This is a genomic window from Hydrotalea sandarakina, assembly GCF_003254115.1.
In the GTDB taxonomy this organism is placed as follows: Bacteria; Bacteroidota; Bacteroidia; order Chitinophagales; family Chitinophagaceae; genus Hydrotalea; species Hydrotalea sandarakina.
The window spans coordinates 171,027-192,680 of the sequence record NZ_QKZV01000004.1; the positions used below are offsets into that span (position 1 = coordinate 171,027).

General features: G+C 36.3%; 15 protein-coding genes. 1 reads left to right on the forward strand and 14 read right to left on the reverse strand.

Annotation, left to right across the window (positions count from 1 at the left end; translation table 11 throughout):
* Positions 1–17 precede the first annotated feature (17 nt).
* The 4 genes from LX80_RS07770 to LX80_RS07785 are packed head-to-tail and all read right to left on the reverse strand — an operon-like array spanning position 18 to position 7,718.
* Positions 18–914, reverse strand: a complete 897-nt coding sequence (locus LX80_RS07770; RefSeq protein ID WP_146250425.1) for a PKD domain-containing protein — start codon at positions 912–914, stop codon at positions 18–20.
* A 14-nt stretch (positions 915–928) separates the two neighbouring features.
* Complete coding sequence (locus LX80_RS07775; protein WP_111294945.1) at positions 929–3,034, reverse strand: hypothetical protein; 2,106 nt, start codon at positions 3,032–3,034, stop codon at positions 929–931.
* A gap of 19 nt (positions 3,035–3,053) precedes the next feature.
* A complete protein-coding gene (locus tag LX80_RS07780) occupies positions 3,054–4,574 on the reverse strand; it encodes a RagB/SusD family nutrient uptake outer membrane protein (protein ID WP_111294947.1) in 1,521 nt (506 codons plus the stop codon).
* A 24-nt stretch (positions 4,575–4,598) separates the two neighbouring features.
* Positions 4,599–7,718, reverse strand: a complete 3,120-nt coding sequence (locus LX80_RS07785) for a SusC/RagA family TonB-linked outer membrane protein (protein WP_111294949.1) — start codon at positions 7,716–7,718, stop codon at positions 4,599–4,601.
* 325 nt (positions 7,719–8,043) lie between these two features.
* Here LX80_RS07785 and LX80_RS07790 point away from each other — a divergent pair, with 325 nt between their 5' ends.
* Positions 8,044–11,031 (forward strand): ligand-binding sensor domain-containing protein, encoded by a 2,988-nt coding sequence (locus LX80_RS07790; RefSeq protein WP_111294951.1) that lies wholly within the window; start codon positions 8,044–8,046, stop codon positions 11,029–11,031.
* Between the two features lie 26 nt (positions 11,032–11,057).
* Here LX80_RS07790 and LX80_RS07795 read toward each other — a convergent pair whose 3' ends face one another.
* The 10 genes from LX80_RS07795 to LX80_RS07840 form a co-directional block, all read right to left on the reverse strand.
* On the reverse strand, positions 11,058–11,711 hold the full coding sequence (locus LX80_RS07795; RefSeq protein ID WP_111294953.1) for a GDSL-type esterase/lipase family protein: 654 nt from the start codon (positions 11,709–11,711) through the stop codon (positions 11,058–11,060).
* 12 nt (positions 11,712–11,723) lie between these two features.
* Positions 11,724–13,163 (reverse strand): glycoside hydrolase family 30 protein, encoded by a 1,440-nt coding sequence (locus tag LX80_RS07800; RefSeq protein ID WP_111294955.1) that lies wholly within the window; start codon positions 13,161–13,163, stop codon positions 11,724–11,726.
* 19 nt (positions 13,164–13,182) lie between these two features.
* Positions 13,183–14,235, reverse strand: coding sequence for a DUF6588 family protein (locus LX80_RS07805; protein ID WP_111294957.1), 1,053 nt, complete (start codon positions 14,233–14,235; stop codon positions 13,183–13,185).
* Between the two features lie 168 nt (positions 14,236–14,403).
* On the reverse strand, positions 14,404–15,537 hold the full coding sequence (locus LX80_RS07810) for a TIGR03364 family FAD-dependent oxidoreductase (RefSeq protein ID WP_111294959.1): 1,134 nt from the start codon (positions 15,535–15,537) through the stop codon (positions 14,404–14,406).
* A complete protein-coding gene (locus tag LX80_RS07815) occupies positions 15,530–16,816 on the reverse strand; it encodes a DUF5690 family protein (RefSeq protein ID WP_111294961.1) in 1,287 nt (428 codons plus the stop codon). The genes LX80_RS07810 and LX80_RS07815 overlap by 8 nt, the downstream gene beginning before the upstream one ends.
* Positions 16,807–17,490: an HAD hydrolase-like protein gene (locus tag LX80_RS07820; RefSeq protein ID WP_111294963.1), complete on the reverse strand. Its 684-nt coding sequence runs from the start codon at positions 17,488–17,490 to the stop codon at positions 16,807–16,809. Before LX80_RS07820 ends, LX80_RS07815 begins: the two co-directional genes overlap by 10 nt.
* A 1-nt stretch (position 17,491) precedes the next feature.
* Entirely contained in the window at positions 17,492–18,082 is a 591-nt protein-coding gene (locus LX80_RS07825; protein ID WP_111295176.1) for an HD domain-containing protein, read from the reverse strand.
* Positions 18,083–18,086: 4 nt separating this feature from the next.
* Positions 18,087–19,169 (reverse strand): alkaline phosphatase family protein, encoded by a 1,083-nt coding sequence (locus tag LX80_RS07830; protein WP_111294965.1) that lies wholly within the window; start codon positions 19,167–19,169, stop codon positions 18,087–18,089.
* Between the two features lie 23 nt (positions 19,170–19,192).
* The gene (locus LX80_RS07835) at positions 19,193–20,023 is read right to left on the reverse strand and encodes a glycerophosphodiester phosphodiesterase family protein (RefSeq protein ID WP_111294967.1); all 831 of its coding nucleotides are present in this window, start codon (positions 20,021–20,023) and stop codon (positions 19,193–19,195) included.
* A gap of 13 nt (positions 20,024–20,036) precedes the next feature.
* Positions 20,037–21,647 carry a SusD/RagB family nutrient-binding outer membrane lipoprotein gene (locus LX80_RS07840; RefSeq protein WP_170120404.1) on the reverse strand — a complete coding sequence of 537 codons (1,611 nt, stop codon included), beginning with the start codon at positions 21,645–21,647 and terminating at the stop codon, positions 20,037–20,039.
* Positions 21,648–21,654: the final 7 nt, after the last annotated feature.

The window sequence follows — 21,654 nt, forward strand, 5'->3', positions numbered from 1 at the left end:
TACTGTTTTAAATAGCGTTATTGTGCTCTGAAAATTTGATACCACGCATTACCATCACTTCCTATATTTCGTAACCACATCACATTGGAAGTTAGTGATAATATTTCGTATGTAGTACCCCCTGTTCCAAAACCTATAATACCATTACCCGGAACAGTAAATTGAATACCGGTTGAATTGGTACTGTTTGAACCGGAGTTAGCGGTTCCAAAACCAAGGGTCTTGGTACCACCGGTTGCAATGGGATAACAACCATCACCACCGGATTGTCCGTAAAACGCAGTGGCAGCAGCAATTAAGAAAGAAGAACCATTATTATTGTCATTCATAGTAATAGTATTGCTTCCTGCCTGAGTAAAGGTAATGACACTACCATATGCGCAAGCCGGCTTTTCATTAGGTTGTGCCTGATACCAATCGGGGAAAAATGAGGTGGAAGGTCCTACACCAAAATGCCCAACAGTATCGCTGGCTATAATCCAATTCTTGGAAGTTCCATTGGTTAATGCAGCCATTATATCGGCAGGTATTTGAAACTTATATAATACCCTAATTTGTTTGCTAAGGGTAGTAATAGCACCACCTGTACCAATTGCATTTACAGTTATGGTGTAAGTATTGGTATCTATGGTTGTGTACTTATAAGTAGCAGTACCGGAATAAGTCATAACGGAATCACCATTGCCGAAATAAATTTTGTATTGTAAAGCATTGGTAGCTTGTGCCGAAATGGTAACGATACCTGAACCATCACCGGTAGGATTATTAGCATCTTGGCCCTGAATGTTTACATTTATCACTAAATCCTGTGGTGTTTTAATACTACCAAAACTATACTCTGTTTTTTTACAGGCCATAACCGCAAAAAAGGTTACCAACACTGCAGCAATCATGTATTTAAAATTCGTTTTCATATACAGTTCATTTATTATTGAAGAATCACATTGTTCCAATAAAATGTTTTACCGGATCCTGCATTATTAAAGTCGAAAAAGATAGAACACTTATCATAAGTGTTTGAAGCACTCCATGCGGGTGTTCCCGGTTGAGGCTGACTAAAATCAAAGGTTAGTGTTTCCCATTGATTGGCCACAGTTGTATTTACCAAAACTTGTACATAATTATTGCCATTGTTATGATCTTCAACTTTTAATAAAACAGGAATACCTGCTGCAGGTGAATAAACCTGCACCGTCATTTTAGTTCTGGTTGCACTTAATGGAATAGGTGTAGCAAAACCAACCGGTGTTCCCATTGTTGTTCCTGCCCAAGTTTGTGCTCCTGCAGGTTTAGTGGTTTTCATTACCCAAAGTCCGGTATTGGCAGGGTCGGGTGCTAATACAGAACTGTTATTACCGAAATCCGTTACCGTTGGGTCCATGTCGGGATTATTAAAATCAACCGGTAAATTCATTTGTGATAAGAAATGAACCTCATCCCAATAAAACACAGAACCGGTACCCGGATTACCGAAGTCAAAGAAAATGGACGCCAGGTCGTAAGTGTTGGATGGATTAAATGCCGGTGTGCCGGGAGCAGGATTTGAAAAATCAAATATTAATCTTTCCCACTGATTAGCTACAGTAGTTGGCACATCGGTTTCCACTGAAAGACCATTATTGGGATTGGTGTGATTATCTACCTTCAATTTAATATCCAAGCCTGCAGCGGGTGAATATACTTTTACAGACATTTTAGTAGCAACTGATGTAAATGGAATTTTTTGTGCAAAGCCGGCAGGAGTTCCAATGGTTGTACCAGCCCATATTTGTGCACCTACCGTTTTAGTTGATTGCATAACATGATTAGCATTATTTAATGGATCTGTTGTTAATACAGAAGCATTGCCACCAAAATCAGTCATAGTATAATCAACCGTTGTACTTTCAAATGTTACGGGTAAATTAATTTGTGACAAGGATGCCGGTGCCATTTTGAGATCATCAAAATAGAAAGTGGAACCCGTTCCGGGATTACCAAAATCGAAGAAAATTGAAGCCAGGTCGTATGTATTGGATGGATTAAATGCCGGTGTGCCGGGAGCAGGATTTGAAAAGTCGAATGTTAACATTTCCCACTGATTGGCTACTGTTGTTAAAACATCTGTTTCAACAGAAAGACCATTGTTGGGATTTGAGTGATTATCTACCTTTAATTTAATGTCTAACCCCGCTGCCGGTGAATACACCATCACCGTCATTTTTTTATTACTGTTAGTTAACGGTATAGGATGTGCGAACCCTAAAGATGTACCAATGGTTGTTCCTGCCCAAGTTTGTGCTCCGGCAGTTTTTACTACTTTCATTACATGGTTATTACTATTTACAGGATCAACAGTTAGGGTAGAAACATCACCCCCAAAATCAGACATGGTATAATTTGTATTCGGATCTTCGAAAGTTACCGGTAAGTCTATTTGTTTTGAAACCTGAATAGTATCGGTATATTGAGTGGTTGCACTACCCCCACTTAATGCTATTACTTTTACAACATACGTTCCTGCATTTAGGTAATTGTGGGTTATAACCTGCCCCGGTAGCGCTGATGTATAGGGCTCAGGGGTAATATTGGTTGAATCACCAAAATAAATTTTGAAGAAAGTAGCATACTTAGCTGTGGCACTAACATTAACCGTTAAATTACTGGTTGTTAAATTTACTTGTAAGTTTTGTGGTGCAATAAATGATACTACTAAAGGCTGTGTGAAGGTAGTAGTACCGCCTTTTAAATCGTGTCCCACAATTTTAACCTGATAATTCCCTTCTTTATAAATGTGCTGCACACTTGCACCTGCCCTAATGTTAACCGGAATTGTAGTGGTATCGCCAAAGTACACATCATAACTTACTGCACCCACGCCATTAGGGGTAATGGTTACCAGCCCGGTATTATCCTGCGTAATATTAAACATTACAGATAAATTACTTGCTGTTGCAGCCGTTGAAACGAAAGAAGTGTCAGTAAATGCTTTTTTACAAGCACTAACAACAACAATCAGCATTATAAAAAATGTTATTTGTTTGATTATTTTCATAACAAAATATTTTATGTGTTTAATAGCCTGGATTTTGTGTTAAACCCGAAACCAGAATTTCTTGTTGCGGAATGGGGAATACTTCATTTTTACCCACAACAAACTTTGGCCCTAATACAGTAGCTGCCTGGCCGGTACGAACTAAGTCAAAAAAGCGTTCTCCCTCCATGGCCAATTCTAATCTTCTTTCATTTAAAATAGCATTATACAAAGCCGGTCCTGAAGCAGTAACATCATGGCTGGCATCATTTACTTGAAAAGCTCTTCTTCTTACCATATTAAGGTATTGACGTGCTAATGCATCATTAGGTGATGTGCTTTTATTCAATGCTTCGGCAGCCATTAACAAAACATCGGCATAACGAATGGTTCGGAAATTGTTCAAGTAGTTTAATTCAGGCTGACCACTGGTTTCACCAATACGAGGTAAATACTTTTGATTGTATAAGCCTGTGTTTTTATAAGGAGCCACCTGATAAGTTATACCCCAGGTAGGATGCGCAGCAATATATGCTTCAATATCAAAACAGGTAGCAGCTTTGCGCTGATCGCCATTTTCATAAGCATTATTTAAGTTTTGAGTAGGCAAATTAGTACTCCATCCCGGAGCATAGGGCATTAAAGGAGAAGTAGCTTTTAAATTACGTACACCGCATTGCTGTACTGAATAGTTACCCTGACCTTGCAACACGTTTGACCACTGATAGTATGGTGATGTATTGGTGTATTGTATTTCAAATACTGACTCAGGACCATTTTCGCCGGACTTTAAAAATATGGAAGCAAAATCATTTACTAACGTAAACGCATTGGCGTTAATAACACTTTGTAATACAGTTGCTGCAGAATCATATTTGTTTTGATACAAAAACACTTTTCCCAACAATGCCTGTGCGGCATATTTTGTAACACGTCCCGGCTGTAATTGTACAGTAGGAAGCACTCCAATGGCACTATTCAAATCACTTTCAATTTGCAAATAAACATTTGCTTTGGGCGATCTTTTTAGCGTACCTGAATTGGCAAAGTCTAAACGTTTATCAACAAACAAGGGTACATCGCCAAACATTTTTACAAGTGTAAAATAATAGTAAGCACGTAAAAAGTACACTTCACCATACATGGCATCCTTGCCGGCAAAATTGATGGTATTACCTGCAGGATTTTTGTCTTTGTACTGTACCAAATAGTTGGCACGGTTCACTCCTTCATAAGCATATTGCCAAATTTGGGCTAACGTACCATTTACAGGAGTTAGCGTATAATCATCAATTTGCTGCAGATCTAGCACATCAGAAGCACTTTCGCCACCGGCAACTGAATTATCAGAAGCAATATCGCCAATAGGCACTACCTGATTTAACCATTGCAAGGGTGTATAAACACTAATTTCCATTGTACGGTAATCAGACTCAGACTGCAAATAATCTAATGCAGTAACAAGAAAGGCATCGTGTGGATTATAGTCTATATATCTTTTGCAGGAAGCAAGTATGACTATCACACTAAAAAACGTAAAAATTTTTATATATTTTTTCATAACTGTTAGCATTTTATAAAAGTTTTAAAATCGCAGATCAATACCAAAGTTGTAAGAACGTGCTTGAGGATAAGCACCTAAGTCAACACCGGTATTTAAAATGCCGCCTGATATTTCTGGATCGAATCCGGAATATTTAGTGAAGGTGTAAGCATTCTTAACCTGCATATATATACGCACTTTATTAAATGCATTTTTTGCAAACGATTTGGGGAAAGTGTAACCCAACTCTAAATTTTTAATTTTTACGAATGAACCATCTTCTACATATCTATCAGAAACCCTTGCATTATTATTGGGGTCAGTAAATGAATAGCGGGGATAGCGAGCATCATTGGTAGTTCCGGGGCCGGTCCAACGTGCCAATATGCTTCTGAATTTATTGGTGAAGCTGGCATTACGTTCATAGGCACGATAAATATTATTACCTACTGATGCATACAAGAAAGCAGAAAAATCCCAGTTTTTATATTCTAAATTTAAGCCCCAACCCATTGTAAATTTTGGAAATGGATCGCCAATTTTTGTTTGGTCTTTACTATCAATAACCCCATCGCCATTAATATCAACATATTTAATATCGCCTGGTTGAGCACCGGGTTGTGACGCCCATTTGGCAATATCGGCAGCAGTTTGGAATAAACCCGCTGTTTTATAGCCATAAAAATATCCGGGCGACTGGCCTTTTTCAAACACCGTAACAGTTTGCGATTGACCATTGAAAAAACTTCCACCTACTAAACGAGCCGTATTATCAGAGTTAGTGGCTGTAACTAAATTTTTTGAACTGGTGAAGGTTACGGATGAATTAATGTGAAAATATTTTCCAATATGGTCATTATAAGTTAGTGTTGCATCTACTCCACGGCTGGTAGTTGAACCAATATTGGCTAACGGAGCCGGTATTGTACCCAAGTACAATGATTGTGAAGGAGTGAATAACAAACCATTTACATCTTTTCTAAAATAATCGGCAGTAATTGAAAAGCGATTATTAAAGAAATTCATATCGAAACCCACATCAAACTGTGCTTGTCTTTCCCAAGCCAAATTAGGATTGGCTTGTGAACCCAATGATGAACCGGGCGTAAACATATTACCAAAGCTGTAACCATTACTATTACCTATATTATTATAAGGTCCGCCGGTAATAATGGTAGTACTTTGAGGACTGGTATTGCCGTCATTTCCGGTAGTACCATAACTGGTTCTTAATTTCAGGTAATTAATAAAGTTAGAATGGAAGAATTTTTCATTGGAAACTATCCAACCGGCAGAACCTGCAAAAAAGTTACCAAATTTATTATTAGCGCCAAATGCATAGGAACCATCTCTTCTGGCACTGAATGAAGCAAGGTATTTTCCTTTATAATCGTAGTTAATGCGTGAGAAATAGGATATGTTTTTTCCGAAATATTGATAATAATATCCGGTTTGTGCATTGGTATTAGTAGCTGTATTTACACCTGTTGCAGCAGTATAATCGGCAAAAGTCCATGAATTAAACGGAACATCTTGCCTTGATACACCAATTTGATTACCGGAATTACGCAAGAATACAATACCTGCCACTGTTTCAAAATGATGATCATTTCTCCATTTAAAATTATAATTGGCAAATGTTTCCCAACGATAATTAAAATTACTGTTACGGGTTGACGAAACTGAATTATGCCTTCCTGTAACTGTACTGCCATCAGCATTCAATGAATTATCAACATTCAACGGACCATAGAATACTAAGGGATAAAATGCTTTTGCATTATCATTATAAGCAGTATAACCAAAACGAGAGGTAATTTTAATATTCTTCACTACATCATACTGCAATTCAAACTTTCCATAAATTTTATTACCGGCATCTTTATTATAAGTATTGGCCAAATCGGTTAATGGATTATGCACTTCCTGCAGCAATAAATTACTGAAACCGTAAGTTCCAATGGTATTGGGTACGGTATTGTAAACCGGTACAGTAGGGTCAAAGTTTAAGGCTTCACCAATAATACTATTAAATGAATTTTCAGCAACACCCTTTGAATTCAACAATACCCCGGTTGTATTCAAAATAAACTTCAACTTAGGCATTAATTGGAAATTGAGGTTTGCAGTAAAATTGCCTCGTGAATAATCACTCTTACTTCCGCCACCTACAATACCTGCCTGATCGGCATAGTTTGCGGAAAGAAAATAGGATACTTTATCAGAGCCGCCCGTTACTGAAAAGGAATACAATTGCAAGGGTGCCTTTTTAAAAATTTGGTCTTGCCAATTTGTTCCAACGCCCACTTTACTTAAATCCGGGAAAATTACCGGACCACCGGATGTAGTGCTGCCCTCATTTACAATAGCTGCATATTCCGTAGCATTTAAAACACCAATGGTATTGGCTACTTCTTGCATTCCATAGTTCGCATTTAAATTGAATTGTGTTTTTTGATTGCGACGTCCCGACTTTGTGGTAACTACAATTACACCATTACCACCTTTCACACCATAAATTGCTGTGGTGGCGGCATCTTTTAATACGTTAATGGATTCAATGTCTGATGGACTTAAAGAGTTAAAATCAACCAATGATTGCTGAACCCCATCAATAATCACCAGTGGGTCAGATCCGGAATAAGAAGGAATACCGCGAATTAATACAGTTGGAGTTACACCCGGCGAACCACTTTGTATAATGTTAACCCCCGAAGCTCGTCCCTGAATAGCATCTTCAACCCTTACCGGATTAGCTTTTTCAATATCGGCTGCTTTTACCGTAGAAATGGCACCGGATACATTCGTAAGCTTTTGTGTACCATAACCAATAACAACTACATCATTCAAATCATTCACCGATTCTTCCAATGCAAAATTTTCTATCCCGCCGGCATCAACCGTTCTGGTAACTGTTTGCATGCCCACATGCTTTACCACAATTTGTTTCCCTTTTTGAGGTATGGAAAGTGTATAATTACCTTCCGAATTAGTAGTTGTTACAATAGGTGTGCCTTTCACCTCAACACTGGCACCAACTATAGGCGCACCGGTAGCTTTATTAATAACCTTGCCGGTTATTTTTATTACCTGTGCCCGCAACGAAAATGTTGCACTTAAAAAAATGGCAAATAGTAGCCAAAATGGCAATTTTAATTTCATAAGCAAGTAATTAAAAATGAACAATGAACAAGCAAAAAAACACGCCAAAAAGGCAGTATCTTTTTTATATGGAATAAAAAATTGGAATTAGAATGCGTAAACAGTGGCAACGAAAACCCTGCAACTTTACAATGTAGTATGGGCAGTTTGTTGAGCAACATAGCAAGCAATAAGATGGCAAATAGTTATTAAATTCTACACCGTTTAGTGTTTTGTAAAACTAATTGCTACCTTTACCATATAAAAATTTTTTGCCACATCAATACTACATCTATTCATTAAAAGCCTATATTTAAGCCTATTTTGAGTACATCAATACTACATCATGCTTTTCCCTAAAACTATTTTTCAACGATGTATGCCACAAAAACTTAGTTTAATGGTTTGCTTTGTTGCTTTTGTAATTAGTAGCATAGGACAATCATTTATTGGGCAGCGCGAAGTAGTAAATTTTACCAAACAAACCTATAATGCGGGGCGTCAAAACTGGAAAATATTACAAGACAAACAAGGCCGATGCTATTTTGCCAATAATGAAGGGGTGCTCATTTTTGATGGCAGCTTTTGGAAATTATACCCCTTACCCAACAAAACCATAGTTTGGTCGTTCGACTTTGGGAATGACAATAAACTATATGTGGGCGGACAGGATGAGATAGGCTATTTTGCTACCAACAAATATGGCAATTTGTCATATACCTCACTTAAAGAATTACTGGATACGGAAGATCAAAAATTTGCCGATGTATGGAATATTGTGCATTTAGGCAACGATGTTTTTTTTAGAACTACCTCTAAAATTTTTCGATACCATGATGGGAAAATGACGGTATTGCTTCCTTGGTCTGCATGGGGTTATATGGGTATTTATAATAACCAATTAATTGCCCACGATGAGGAAAAAGGAATTATGGTGCTTCGCAATAACCAGTGGCAAACGTTAGTACCAGAAAGCAGTTTGCCGGCAGGGTTTTATATAACCGGAATGGCCCCCTACAACAATGGAAGCTTAATTACGACAGCTAAAAACGGATTATTTGTTTTAAACGACAAAGGCATTAACAGCTTTCAGGCGCAAGGCACTGCTTCACTACAAGGATTTACCGCTGTAATTCAATTAAACAATGGCAGCTATTTATTGGGCACTTATAACAATGGCATTATTCACATTCAAGCCAATGGCACTTTTATAGAAGCCTTTACCAAAGCAGAAGGCTTACAAAACAATAATATTAAAAGTTTATTGGCCGACCAATTTCACAATATTTGGGTAGGATTAGAAAACGGAATTTCATTTATCCCATTGAATAGTGCCATTAAGCATATCAATCCTACGGTATTTAATGATGCTTCCGGTTTTGCCATGGCCCTTCATGACCAACAATTATTTTTTGGATTATCAAATGGCATATATGCCTTACCTGTAACCAATACACATGATTTAAGCTTTTCGCTGAATAATGTACACCGTATTGCAGAGGGGCAAACCTGGCAATTGTACCATTATAAAAATTTATTATTGGCAGGAAAAGAGGAAGGTTTTTTTCAATACAATAATAGTCGTTTTATCCCCATCGATGTTTCAACCGGCTATTGGACCTTTAAACCGTATGATGCTCAAAACGATTCATTTGCATTAGCAGCAGGCAATTATTTAGGTTTACACTTGTTTAGCTATCAAAATAATCACTTTATTAATAAGGGAATAATTCCTAACCTAAACACCTCAGCCCGTTATGTGGCGTACGATAGTGCTTTGCATTGCATTTGGGTATCCCATCCTTACAGAGGTGTTTATAAAATTAATTTACGGAACAATGATGTAAAGTTATATACTGCCGCTAATGGGCTGCCATCTACATTAAACAACCACGTATTTAAAATTAAAAATGAAATTCTTATAGCTACCGAAAAAGGAATTTATACTTACAATGCAGCAGCCGATAATTTTCAACCATCTGCGGGTTATCAACCCATTTTCGACAGTTTAAGTATTCGATATTTAAAAGATGATGCTGCAGGTAATATTTGGTTCGTTCACGAAAAAACGATTGGAGTTGTTGACTTTTCCACTTCAAAACCGTTTATTGTTTACTTACCTGAATTAAGCGGTAAAATATTAAGCGGATTCGAGCATGTATTTCCCATTGATCAAAAAAATATTTTTATAAGTGGCGAATCGGGATTTTACCATTTAAACTACTTACAATACAAACAAAACATTCATCCGCTAACAGTATATATTAGAAATGTGAATGCCAAAAACAAAGAAGCCAACATGGTTTTTGGTGGCTTTTATGGCGAACCTAATGCCGATGTTTCGCAAAGTGCAGCAAACTTTCCTTCTATTACACACAAGTACAACTCCGTTCAATTTCAATATTCCGTTGCGTTTGATGAACAACAAACCAGCATTGAGTATAGATATTGGTTAAAAGGATTTGACAAAGAATGGTCAGAATGGACAAAAAAAACAGAGAAAGAATACACTAATCTTCCTGCCGGGTTTTACACATTCCAAATTCAAGCACGCAATAATTTAAATAACACTTCGGCCATTAGCAGTTATTCCTTTTATATTTTACCGCCTTGGTATAAAACTATTTGGGCTTATTTGGTTTATGGCATTCTACTAATTGCGCTAATCATGTTTTTGTACAAGTTTCAAGAAAATAAAATTCAGCAAAAGCAGGAAAAACGAATGTTGGAAGAACGAAAAAAATACGAAGAAGAACAACGTAATTTGGCATACCAACATCAGTTGGCTTTAGAAAAAGCGGAAAAAGAGTTAATACAATTAAAGAATGAAAAACTTGAATCAGAAATAAATTTTAAAAACGCTGAATTGGCATCAACCGCCATGAACCTGGTGCAGAAAAAAGAATTTTTATTGAAAATTAAAGACGAGTTAAGCAAAATAAACAAATCAGGAAAAGAACAAATTGAACTTAGTGAACTAAAGAAAATTTTGAAAGAACTTTCTGAAGAAAAAAATTTGAATGATGAATGGGAGCAGTTTTCTGTACATTTTAATCAAGTTCATAGCAACTTTTTATTAAAACTAAAATCACTTTATCCCGACCTAACAGCGAATGAATTAAAATTGTGTGCTTATTTACGCATGAATTTATCGAGCAAAGAAATTGCACAATTAATGAGCATTTCAACCCGTGGTGTTGAAATAGGTCGTTATAGATTAAGAAAGAAATTACAAATTCCTTCCGATACTAATTTGTTTCGTTTTTTGTTGGATATTGAAGAAAGTAATACAGACAGTGACAATGCTTCTTCCAGCAACGAAAAAAATGATTAATCATTATAAAACACACTAAATAAACGCTACATTAAAAGAGGGGCTAAAATTTTTTGCCATATATGATACCCATTCGCATTCATGTGTAATTCATCACTTAAAAAAATGGATTGATTAATAGTACCATCTTTATTCAACATGGCATCAAAGACATTGACAAATTGGGTATTAGCTTGTGTTTTCAAATATTGTTGAATCAATTGATTAGCAGCTCGCATTTTTGATAACCATTGAACACGACTTGGGCTTGGCTTTATAGAAACATAATCAACAGGAATAGTTGGATACTTTTCACGAATTAATTTTAAAACTGTTTTTACTCTATCCAGTATTTGCATTGGCGTAATCGTAGTATCCTCAGCAATATCATTTTCACCACAATAAATAACAATTTGTTTGGGATGATAGGGCCAAACAATATCAGGAATATAATGAATTAAATCGGGCAGTGTAGAGCCGCCAAAACCTCTATTAATAATTGTATGATTTGGAAAATAACTCTGCACATCGGTCCATTTTCTGAACGATGAACTACCTACAAATAAAATAGCATTTTTAGGAGGAAAGTGAATGCTATCCTGTTTTTTAAAAGCGGCTATTTCGTCATAAAATCTCGGTGACTGTGCATTTGTTATACCTAAACTCATTATGCACAAGCATACAATTAAAAGCTTTTTCATGTTATTTATTTTTTACCAAACATAAGTGGCCACACTGCCTGCAGGCAGCACAGCTGCAGCATATTTGTTATTAAATTGAATACCAAATGCCTGAGTAGTATTGTTTGAATTAAAAACAATTAATACTTTTTTGCCTTGTGGTGTTAAAAAAGCAACATTAGGCAAGTTATTAATCATATTCGAAGCAATTCGGTACGAGCCGTAAAGTACAAACTTTGATGCATGTGCTATGATATAGTATGCCACATTTCTGATAATACTATTTCCTTGTATAGTTAAAGCGCCTAAACATTGTGTACATCCGCCGGATGTGTGTGGTTCATCATTCGCATCCGCAGCAAGATTCCACTCAAGCACTGTTTTACTCCAATTTCTTGGCGCACCAATAATTAAATTTTGGATGTGCCATTGTAAGTTAGAAGCAAAATCGCCGGGTGCACCTACCCACTGTTCTGTAAAATAAACATGCTTATTAGGAAATGCATCATGCACCTGGCTAAGTGCACTAATATTACCAGCATACAAATGAAAAGCTGATCCGGTAACATACTGCGCAGCACTTGGGTTATTTAAAATTGTTAATGGATAATCAGGTCTGTCGCAATTATGGTCATATAACCAAATTTGCGTAGTAATATTATTGTTTTTAAATGCCGGACCAAGTGCATTTTGAATAAATTTTGCTTGTTCATCGGCTTGCATTACCATACTGGGATTATTGTTTGGATTTAACGGCTCATTTTGTATGGTAATAGCATAAACGGGAATGCCTTGCTGTTGCATAGCCACTATGTACTTAACCAAATATTGTGCATAAACCTGATAATATTGTGGTAATAAACTTCCACCAACGGTAGCGTTATTGCTTTTCATCCATGTGGGTGCAGACCAAGGAGAACCTAAAATTTTTATGTTCGGATTGATTTGTAAAATTACTTTTAAAATCGGAATTAAATCAACAGTATCAGCAGCCAGACTAAAATGTTGCAGTAAAGTATCTGTTGTTCCGTTAGGCACATCATCGTAAGAAAAAACCGAACTATTTAAATCAGATGCACCAATGCTAATGCGTAAAAAATTAATGCCAATACTACCAGAATCATTACCAAATAATTCATTTAATAAAGCTGATTTTTGTGAGGTTGGCAACTGATTAATTAAAGCAGCACTGCCACCGGTTAAGGTAAAACCAAACCCATCCATTGTTTGGTATTGTTGAGTACTATCAACTGTTATAACTGCATTGGTTTTGTTTGTTGAACCGAAATAAATAACAGGTTGCTGCTGCAAACGGACAGTACCGGAAGCATTAGTTAACCAACTATACACTTCACCTGCATATGGCTTTAAAAAATTACTTTGCGCACTGGCACCTATACCGCTTAACAATGTATAGCTTAACCCTGCCAATAAAAGCAACAATTGAATAGAACCAATTTTGCGAAGCTGCATGTATTAAAAATACAAAATACTATCTAAATGCTAACGCTACACCTGCACCAATACCATTATACTTGGCAAAAGTATAATCGGCATAAATTTTCAAAATAGCTAAGTTAAGGCGTACACCCCAAGTATTAGAAATACCCGAAACTGTATAGTTCATTGCTAAAGGGTCGGTAGTGTTCACCACAACGGTATTATTGGGTGGTGGAAAGTTTGTATATAAAGTAGCTTGATATGTTCCATTTACATTAATATTTGATTTTCCTGAATTATAACCGATAGATGTATAAATTTCAAGAATTGAAAATTTTGCAGAAGCAATGGCTTGCACAGTAAAAGCAGAAATGTCATACTGCAGTACAGCATTGTTGCTTTTTATATTGGTTGAATTAGTCAAATCGGGATAATAATCCGCTGAAAGGTGATTGTACGCTGCTAACGCAGACAAATGCAAGAAGGGAACTTTTTTAATAAAGGGTAAATAGTTAGAAAACTCATGTTGCAAACCCACACCAAAAACTCCCATTGATACATTGCTTAAATCAGTTTTGGGAAAATATCGAACTTTTAAATCAGTATGTTTAAAAATACCAACCCCCACTTGCGCTACCGGTAAAGGAACCGATACCGGCAAAAATGAAATATTCTTCTTAAAATCATTACCTATACCCGAAGGGGCAGTAAAATCGGTATAAGCCTGTTGTCCATTTTCTGTAACATTAACATGAATGCTTTGAGAAGAACTTCCACCCATAAATGTAGGTAAGCTTGCACTAGTAGCCCCACCATTTAATTTGAAGGTAGTATAATCAGCATTATTAAAGGTGAAACTTTGTTTACCGGTTGGTACAACTGCTGCTTGTAAACTAACAGATACATCTACACCTAAAAATTTATGAGTTCTTGCTGTACTGAACCAACCTCGGTTCATGTTATAAATTTCACCTTCACCAAAGGGTTGTAAATAATTTCCAACAAATTTGTTGGCATCGGCAGTAGCAGAAGCTATTCCTTGGGCTTTTGATTGTGTTGCAGTAAGTGCAACCAAACAGAGCAGGGCAATTTTTTTCATATTCATGCATTTAGGTTTTATTGAATAGCAGTACTTATGGGCAAATGCTAAATTAGCAAAGCAACTTTTTACTTAATAACTTTTTAAGCAAAATTTGAATATGGCTGCTAAATAATACATAAATGATTGAATTAGCGCAAATATTGCTGCTTATCAAAAAAGAATAGTACAAATTTATGATAGGATTGTTGCTACTTTTTCTTCCGCTAGGCCAAATGAAAGCGTCATCCCGGCTCCACCCAATCCATTTAAAATGTAAACATCGGGCAAGGGTTCTAAAAACACTTCAGTAGCGCCATTGGTCATTTTTGCATAAATACCATTCCAGCTTTGTAATAAATTCCATGACTGAGCATGTACAAACTGTTTTAAGTATTGGGTAACCAAATTATTTAAATAGGCACTGTCAAAAGGATCAAAAGTTAATCCATATTCATGCGTATCACCCACCGTAAATTCTCCTAAATGATTTTGAGAAACCATTACATGTATGCCCCATTTTACATATTCTGACATTTCGGCTTCATAACGTGCTTTTAACTGAGGCAATGAAGGTGCGGCTTTAAAGCTTTGATAATGAATTAAAGAAAGACCGCCACATAATGAAGTACCAATATGCATACCATCGGCACCGGCATTGTAACGCAACATTTGCAGCTTGCATTTGGTAATTGCCAGGCCATTAAATTGCTCAGGAAAAAGTGTTTCAAAATCGGCGCCTGAACAAACAACAACTACATCAGCCTGCAAACATTCTTTACCCAAATAAACTTTACCTGATTCAATGTTGGTGACTGCTTTGCCCCAAATAAATTTTACTTCTAAAAACTCGGATAAATATTGTGGAATTGCAGCAATAGCTTCCCGTGGATCAACAATCATTTCTGTAGCACTATACAAACCTCCTAATAAACCGTTTTCTACTACACCTTCAAATTCTTCTATAATATCTTTTTTCCGCATTAATTCAACGGGCCGGCCGTCAGCATGAAAAGCATCATACAACTCTTCTAATACTTGCATTTCATCATCGTAATAAGCAACATGTAAACTACCCGATTCCCTGTACCATAAACCTATACTGTCCGCAACCTCTTTCCAAATAGCTTTACTGCGCAAAGCACGGTTGTATAAAGTACCCGATGGCTGTCCAATTGGCCATATCATTCCAAAATTTCGAACAGAAGCTCCAACAGCTCTTTCACTTCGTTCAATTATGGTAACACTAAATCCTTTTAAACTCAATGCCCTTGCCGTAGCTAATCCTACAATGCCGGCACCAATAACAATTGCTGATTGCTTATGCATATTGAATACTTGTTTGCGAATACTTTAATCTGAAATAATACAAAGCCATTGCCGTTCCAATAATGCCAATTACTGAAAAAACCATTACGCCCAGCCCATATAATTGCGACCATTGCATTTGTGCATTTGAAAATGTTTTAACCATAATTACAGCAACACTTCCCAAGTAACCAAACGAATCGGCTACGTACATTAAAAAACCAACATTGCCGGTTTGACGATACGTGCCAATCATTCTATCAAACAACATACAATTAAAAGGAATATAACCAATGTATAAGCCTAAACCAACCAGTGTTATCCAATAAACAGGAGGTAATATTTCTTGCAAAAACAACCACGAACAAATACCGGAAATTAAAAAACCGATAATAATTAAGTAATGGGTAATAAAAAATGCTTTGGCATTATTCTTAATTAGTATCATGGAACCAATGAGTAATAATACCATTAATGAAATAGGTATTTCTGTTTCAGTAAAAATAGCGGCATTTTTACCCAAGCCCATTTCGCGAAACATATCAGCGGCGAAATTGTCGCGTATATCACGAAATACCGTTAAAATAACATACACAGCAATTAGCAAAACCAAACCAACACTAAATTGCTTAAAAAAGTGTTTACGTTGTTGTTTGTCTAATACAGTTCTGATAACCCGTTGCGCTTTATCTTCATCAGTGGGGGGTGGAATTTTTTCTAATAAAAAAACCAACCCCACCATTGGTATAGCAAAAACAAGACCTGTTACAAATGGCATCCAAAGTTCATTCACATGGAATTCAACCAATAAAGTTTTTCCTACAGATTTCACAAAACCTGATGAAAAAATAAAACTAACAGCTAAGGCTGCACCTATGAAATCGGTAGCCTTTCTGCCTTCTACAAATGAAAATACAATTCCCCATATAATTCCCAACGGAAACCCATTGATGAATAAAAAAATAATATTGTAGGGTGAAGGTGTAATTGCAAAAAATAAAAGAGCTATCCAGGCAATGGCCACCAACAACAAAATAACCTTACCACGACCTACTTGTTTTAATTCAGCAATGAATTTGATACCATAAAATTTACTAAACATGTATCCTAAAACCTGGGCAATTACTAAGGCATCTTTGTATGGCAATCCAAATACATTGGGCATATCATGAAAAGTTCCCGCAGTAAAAGGCTTTCGGAAAGCATATACCGTTGCATACGTTAAAAATGTAATAACGGCAGCATACAAAGCCACTTTTATATCATTAATCTTTTTGTATGACAAATTCTTTAATGACATTCAATAATGGCTTTCAGTTGTTCTAAAGAGTGTATAACATAATCCGGCGAAAGCACATTTAATTGTTCTTCACTACAAGCACCTGTTGTAATGGCTATTACCAAACCACAATCAGCATTTCTCCCTTCTAAAATATCAACTTCTGTATCACCCACTTTAGCAATATGCTTTGTATTTTGAACACCCGTTTGTTGCATAATTGCTTCAATCATATATTTAGCCGGTCTACCTTCCGGCACCTCATCACTGCATACTACACAACTAATATAAGGATGATTAAACCAGTTTAACCTATGTAAAATAGCATTGGTAATTGGGCGAGTAAATCCGGTATCTAATGCAACTTTAATACCTAAACCTTGCAACCATTCAAATATTTTTTCGGCATAAGGCAATGGTTGTAAAGTTGGAGTTGTTTCGTAAAAGTGTACCATTCTTTTTGTAAAATCATCATGTATGGTATTAGCCGAATTACCGGGCAACAATGGCTTTTGATACTGTTGCAAAATAATTTCAATAGCTTCTATTTTTTTGTAGCCCATTACTTTGTCAACATCTTCCGGTGCAACAGATAATCCTGCTTTTGAAAATGCATCGCGAAACGTTTGATTAATATTTCCATTATCGGCAACTGTTGTTCCGGCTATATCAAAAACCACTAATTCTATTGGCATATTACTGTTGTTGTGTTAAATGTTGAATAATACGTTGGTAATAAGTTGACAATGATGGCAACGGTTTATGCGTTTGCTTTGCTTGTTCGTCCCATTTACGTAAAACAATATATAATGGGAATAAAGGGTCTGCTTCAAACAAAGCGGCTTCCTCTGCTTTCATTTTCCCACCTTGAAATGCTAAGGTTTGCTTACTAGCTTCGGATAGCTGATTGTAATATTCAGGATATTTATAGGTCAGATATCTTTTTGCATTCACATGCGACTCAATCAATTTGGCAATTTTTAATGAGAATCCTTTTTCCAGCACAAAGGCTGCGCCCAGTTTTTCATGATCAACCATACCATATTTGTCCATGTGTGCGGTTGCACTTACATCATTAGGCAATACATGCTCATATAAATGCCCTACATCGTGCAAAAAAGCTGCTAATACCACATCATTGTCATAGCCTGCATCCTCGGCTAATTGTGCACATTGACACATATGTTCTATTTGCGAAACCGGCTCTCCAATATAATCTTCGTGTCCAAATTTTTCATAAAGACCTATAATTTCCTGTGCTGTTTTTTCAATATTACCGGGTACCATACCATTAATTTTGAAACAGTTGTTGAATTGGCTTTGCAACAGGGTGATTAGCCTTAAATGTAAAACCTAAAAGTTCTGCAATAGTTGCTGCAATTTGATCTTGGTAAATCTGCATGGGTTTTTTAATTTCTCCCTCAGGAGTTATATCGGGCCCCATTACCGCCATCCATATTTGTGAAGATTCGGGAATACGGGTACCATGACTGCGCCAATTTTCTTTATTGACATCACCTCGACCATGATCGCAGGTTACTATTAAGGTAGTTTTGTTTTTATATTTCGGGTTACTTTGAATATAATTCCACAAATCGTGTATCATAGCATCTTCAGCATGTGCACTCTTCAAATATTGATCATATAAACCACCATGTGCAAAATCATCGGTTTCATCAAATGCAATGTATAATACTCGTGGTGCATAAGCTTTCATGTACTCACGAGCAGCAGTATAGGTAAATATATCAGGACGAACATTTAAAGGTTGTGCTGTTAAAAACTGCATATCATTAATTAATGATAAAGCGGCATTGTTAAAATGCAAAGTATCTGTATCTGCGTTTACAAATATTCCGCTTTCCCATTTATTTAAGATGTAAGGAAACACATCCCAGGTAGTAAAGGCAGCCACTTTTCCCGTAAAACCTTTTTGTTTATTTAAAAAACCCAATACATTTTCATTTTTGTTTTTTATTTTATCATTCGAATTAACAGCAGTATCGGGATAACCGGTAAATATTTCATTATATCCGGGGTAAGAAAAATTATATGGGTTGGCAACATTCATATCGTTTTCATACAAACGATTGCCATACAAACGACCATGTTGCTGTACGATAGACCATAAAAAAGGAAATAATTTGGCTCTACTTGCTTCAGGTGTTGGGGCTGTAAATTTTTCAGCAATAAAACTGCTGTCGCGGGTAAATTCTTTGTTGGCTAATAATGCTGCATCAACCCCTTTAAAAACTTCTTGCCAACGCATACCATCTAATGTAACAATTACTACGTTTTCTGTTTTATGTTGTGCATGTAGTTTATTTTGGGTAAATACGATTGCTACAACAAGAAATAACATTATTTTTTTCATAAATTTATTTTGCTGTTTTGAAATTAGTTCATTTTGTTAGTTCTTACATATTTTTTTAAATAGCTAATTAACTGCTCGGGTTTATCTGTTTGCAAGCCATTAACACCCATTTTCAAGTACTTATTCCAAATATTTTCATTTTCATTAGCGCTTTCTACATCTAACCAAACTTTTATACCCAATTGTTGGGCTATTTTAATTAGTTTGGGTTGATATAAATTATCAACAACCGCTAGTTTTGTGTCAGAAAAAAATTGTGCAAGCTTATCTTCGGATAAATACGATTCCGGAACACTGGTTATAATGGGTATTTGTGGAGCCATTTGTTGCCATTGCTTATATTGTTGAATATTATTGGGATACACAATAACTTGATGTTGCATGCCGTTTTTTTGTATTTGTTCCCACACTTTTTTAACCGATGCCATTTTAAAATCAAGGTAGATATTTATTTTGTTCTTACACAATTGCAACACTTCTTCTAAAGTTGGTATCTGATATTGCTTGCCATCAAGTGATTTTACAGATAAATTTTTTAGTTCATCATACATCAATGCATTAACGTTACCTATTCCATTTGTAGTTCTATTAACAGTAACATCATGCATTAATATGGGAACACTATCCTTTGTTTCTCTAACATCTATTTCAACATAGGCAGCACCTGCTTCAATGGCCGCTTTAATGGCCGCCAATGTGTTTTCAGGATAAACAGTATGATTACCTCTGTGTGCAATTACTACAAAAGCATTGGAGGAATGAGGCAAAACCCCATTCCCCTGCTGTGCATCAACTGAAACTGAACATAAACAAGTAAGCCAAAAAATTAGAATAAATACACAATGCTTTTGCATAATGCAAACTTTATTATTTTAACAACCATATTTTCTGGTTAAGATCATCTGCACTGAATTGCTGATTTTGTAATGCGGCATTCCAATTAGCTGCATTCTGTGCTTGTTCGGAAACGGGATAAGCCCAACGAATAGGAATTACACCATTATTTCCAACACCACTTCCACCCTGAAAAGCAGGCACACCTGTTCTTCTCCAATTGTAATAAGCCTCATAGCCTGAATTTTGAAACATAGCTATATATTTTTGTAAAACGATTTGCTGGATGGCCATAACCGGATTGGTTGACAATTGCACTGCTGTTTGAGCATAGTAGCTATTAAAATTAAAGCTTACCGGATAAGGGGTTACTTGTGTAGTTGATGTTTTGCCGGGAGGCAAGAAATATGCCGTAAAACCGGGCTGTGTCACATCTATTCCATAAAACTTCATCGATTCAATGATACCGGTTTTGTAAAAGTTTTCAGCATTACCTGAAATCCATCCTCTTTCAATTCCTTCAGCAATATTGAAGCATTGCTCTTTATAACCAACTATAACATCGGGTTCACCAACAAAAGTGGAATAATATCTTTTCCTGTTAGGGAAAGAATATAAATTGGCAGAAGCATTACCATACATTATAGATAATGGCAAACCTGTACTGGCACCAACAAAGTATTGAAATTTAGCAGGCTGCAAAGTATCGCTTCCTACTAATGCCCAAGCCGGTTCACAGGTTACAAAAACACGAGGGTCGTTAATTGAAGTTAATGCACTTACATAAGTACTTGCCATGTTATTGCGTTGGGCAATAGAACCAAAGTTTGTTGGGTTAAATGGATACTGTAAGTAAGTAGCATCGTACTGAGCTGCCATATCATCTGCCTGACTTGTAAATAATGGATATTTTGACGGATTATTCACAATATTGGCAAATTGTGCAGGCACATTCAATGTAGCATCATTGGCTTTATTGCTTAGTTGTATTAACACCCTAAGCTTAAATGCATTCACTGCTTTTTGCCATTTAGTTAAGTTACCTTGATAAAACAAATCTTGCGATGCTAATAATGATTGGTCGTTATTAGCTATTAATGCAGCAAAATGTGTATTAGCCGTATCTAATTGGTTCAATACGTATGCAAAAACCTGTTGTTGTGGTGTATATGACGGTGTAGGATTGCCGGAACCCAATAAAGCTTGAGTTAATGGCACATCACCAAACAACATCGTTAAATTATAAAAATAATAAGCACGAATAAATCTTCCTACCGCTTCATAAGGATTAACAGCACCTGCACCCTTAGCAGTGGCTTCATGCTCCATTTGTACTACATTTTTCAACACTAAATAAGGATCAAACGAACCATTGGTCCATGAGTAAATATTATTGCCATAATAATCGTAGTTATTACAGAAATACTGGTTCCAATTTTGCACATTATTCCAAGAGCTTAGCCCGCCAAGCGTGCCATAACTGCCATTACCGGCCACTGCTGTTAATACATTTCCCAGTATTAAGCCGGGAGGAACATTTGTAGGTCTATTTGGGTCGGCTTGCAAATCATCAATTTTTTTTGAGCATGATGCCAGCATTAGAATACCAACCAGTATAATAGCTATATTTTTAAGATGTTTCATACTGAAT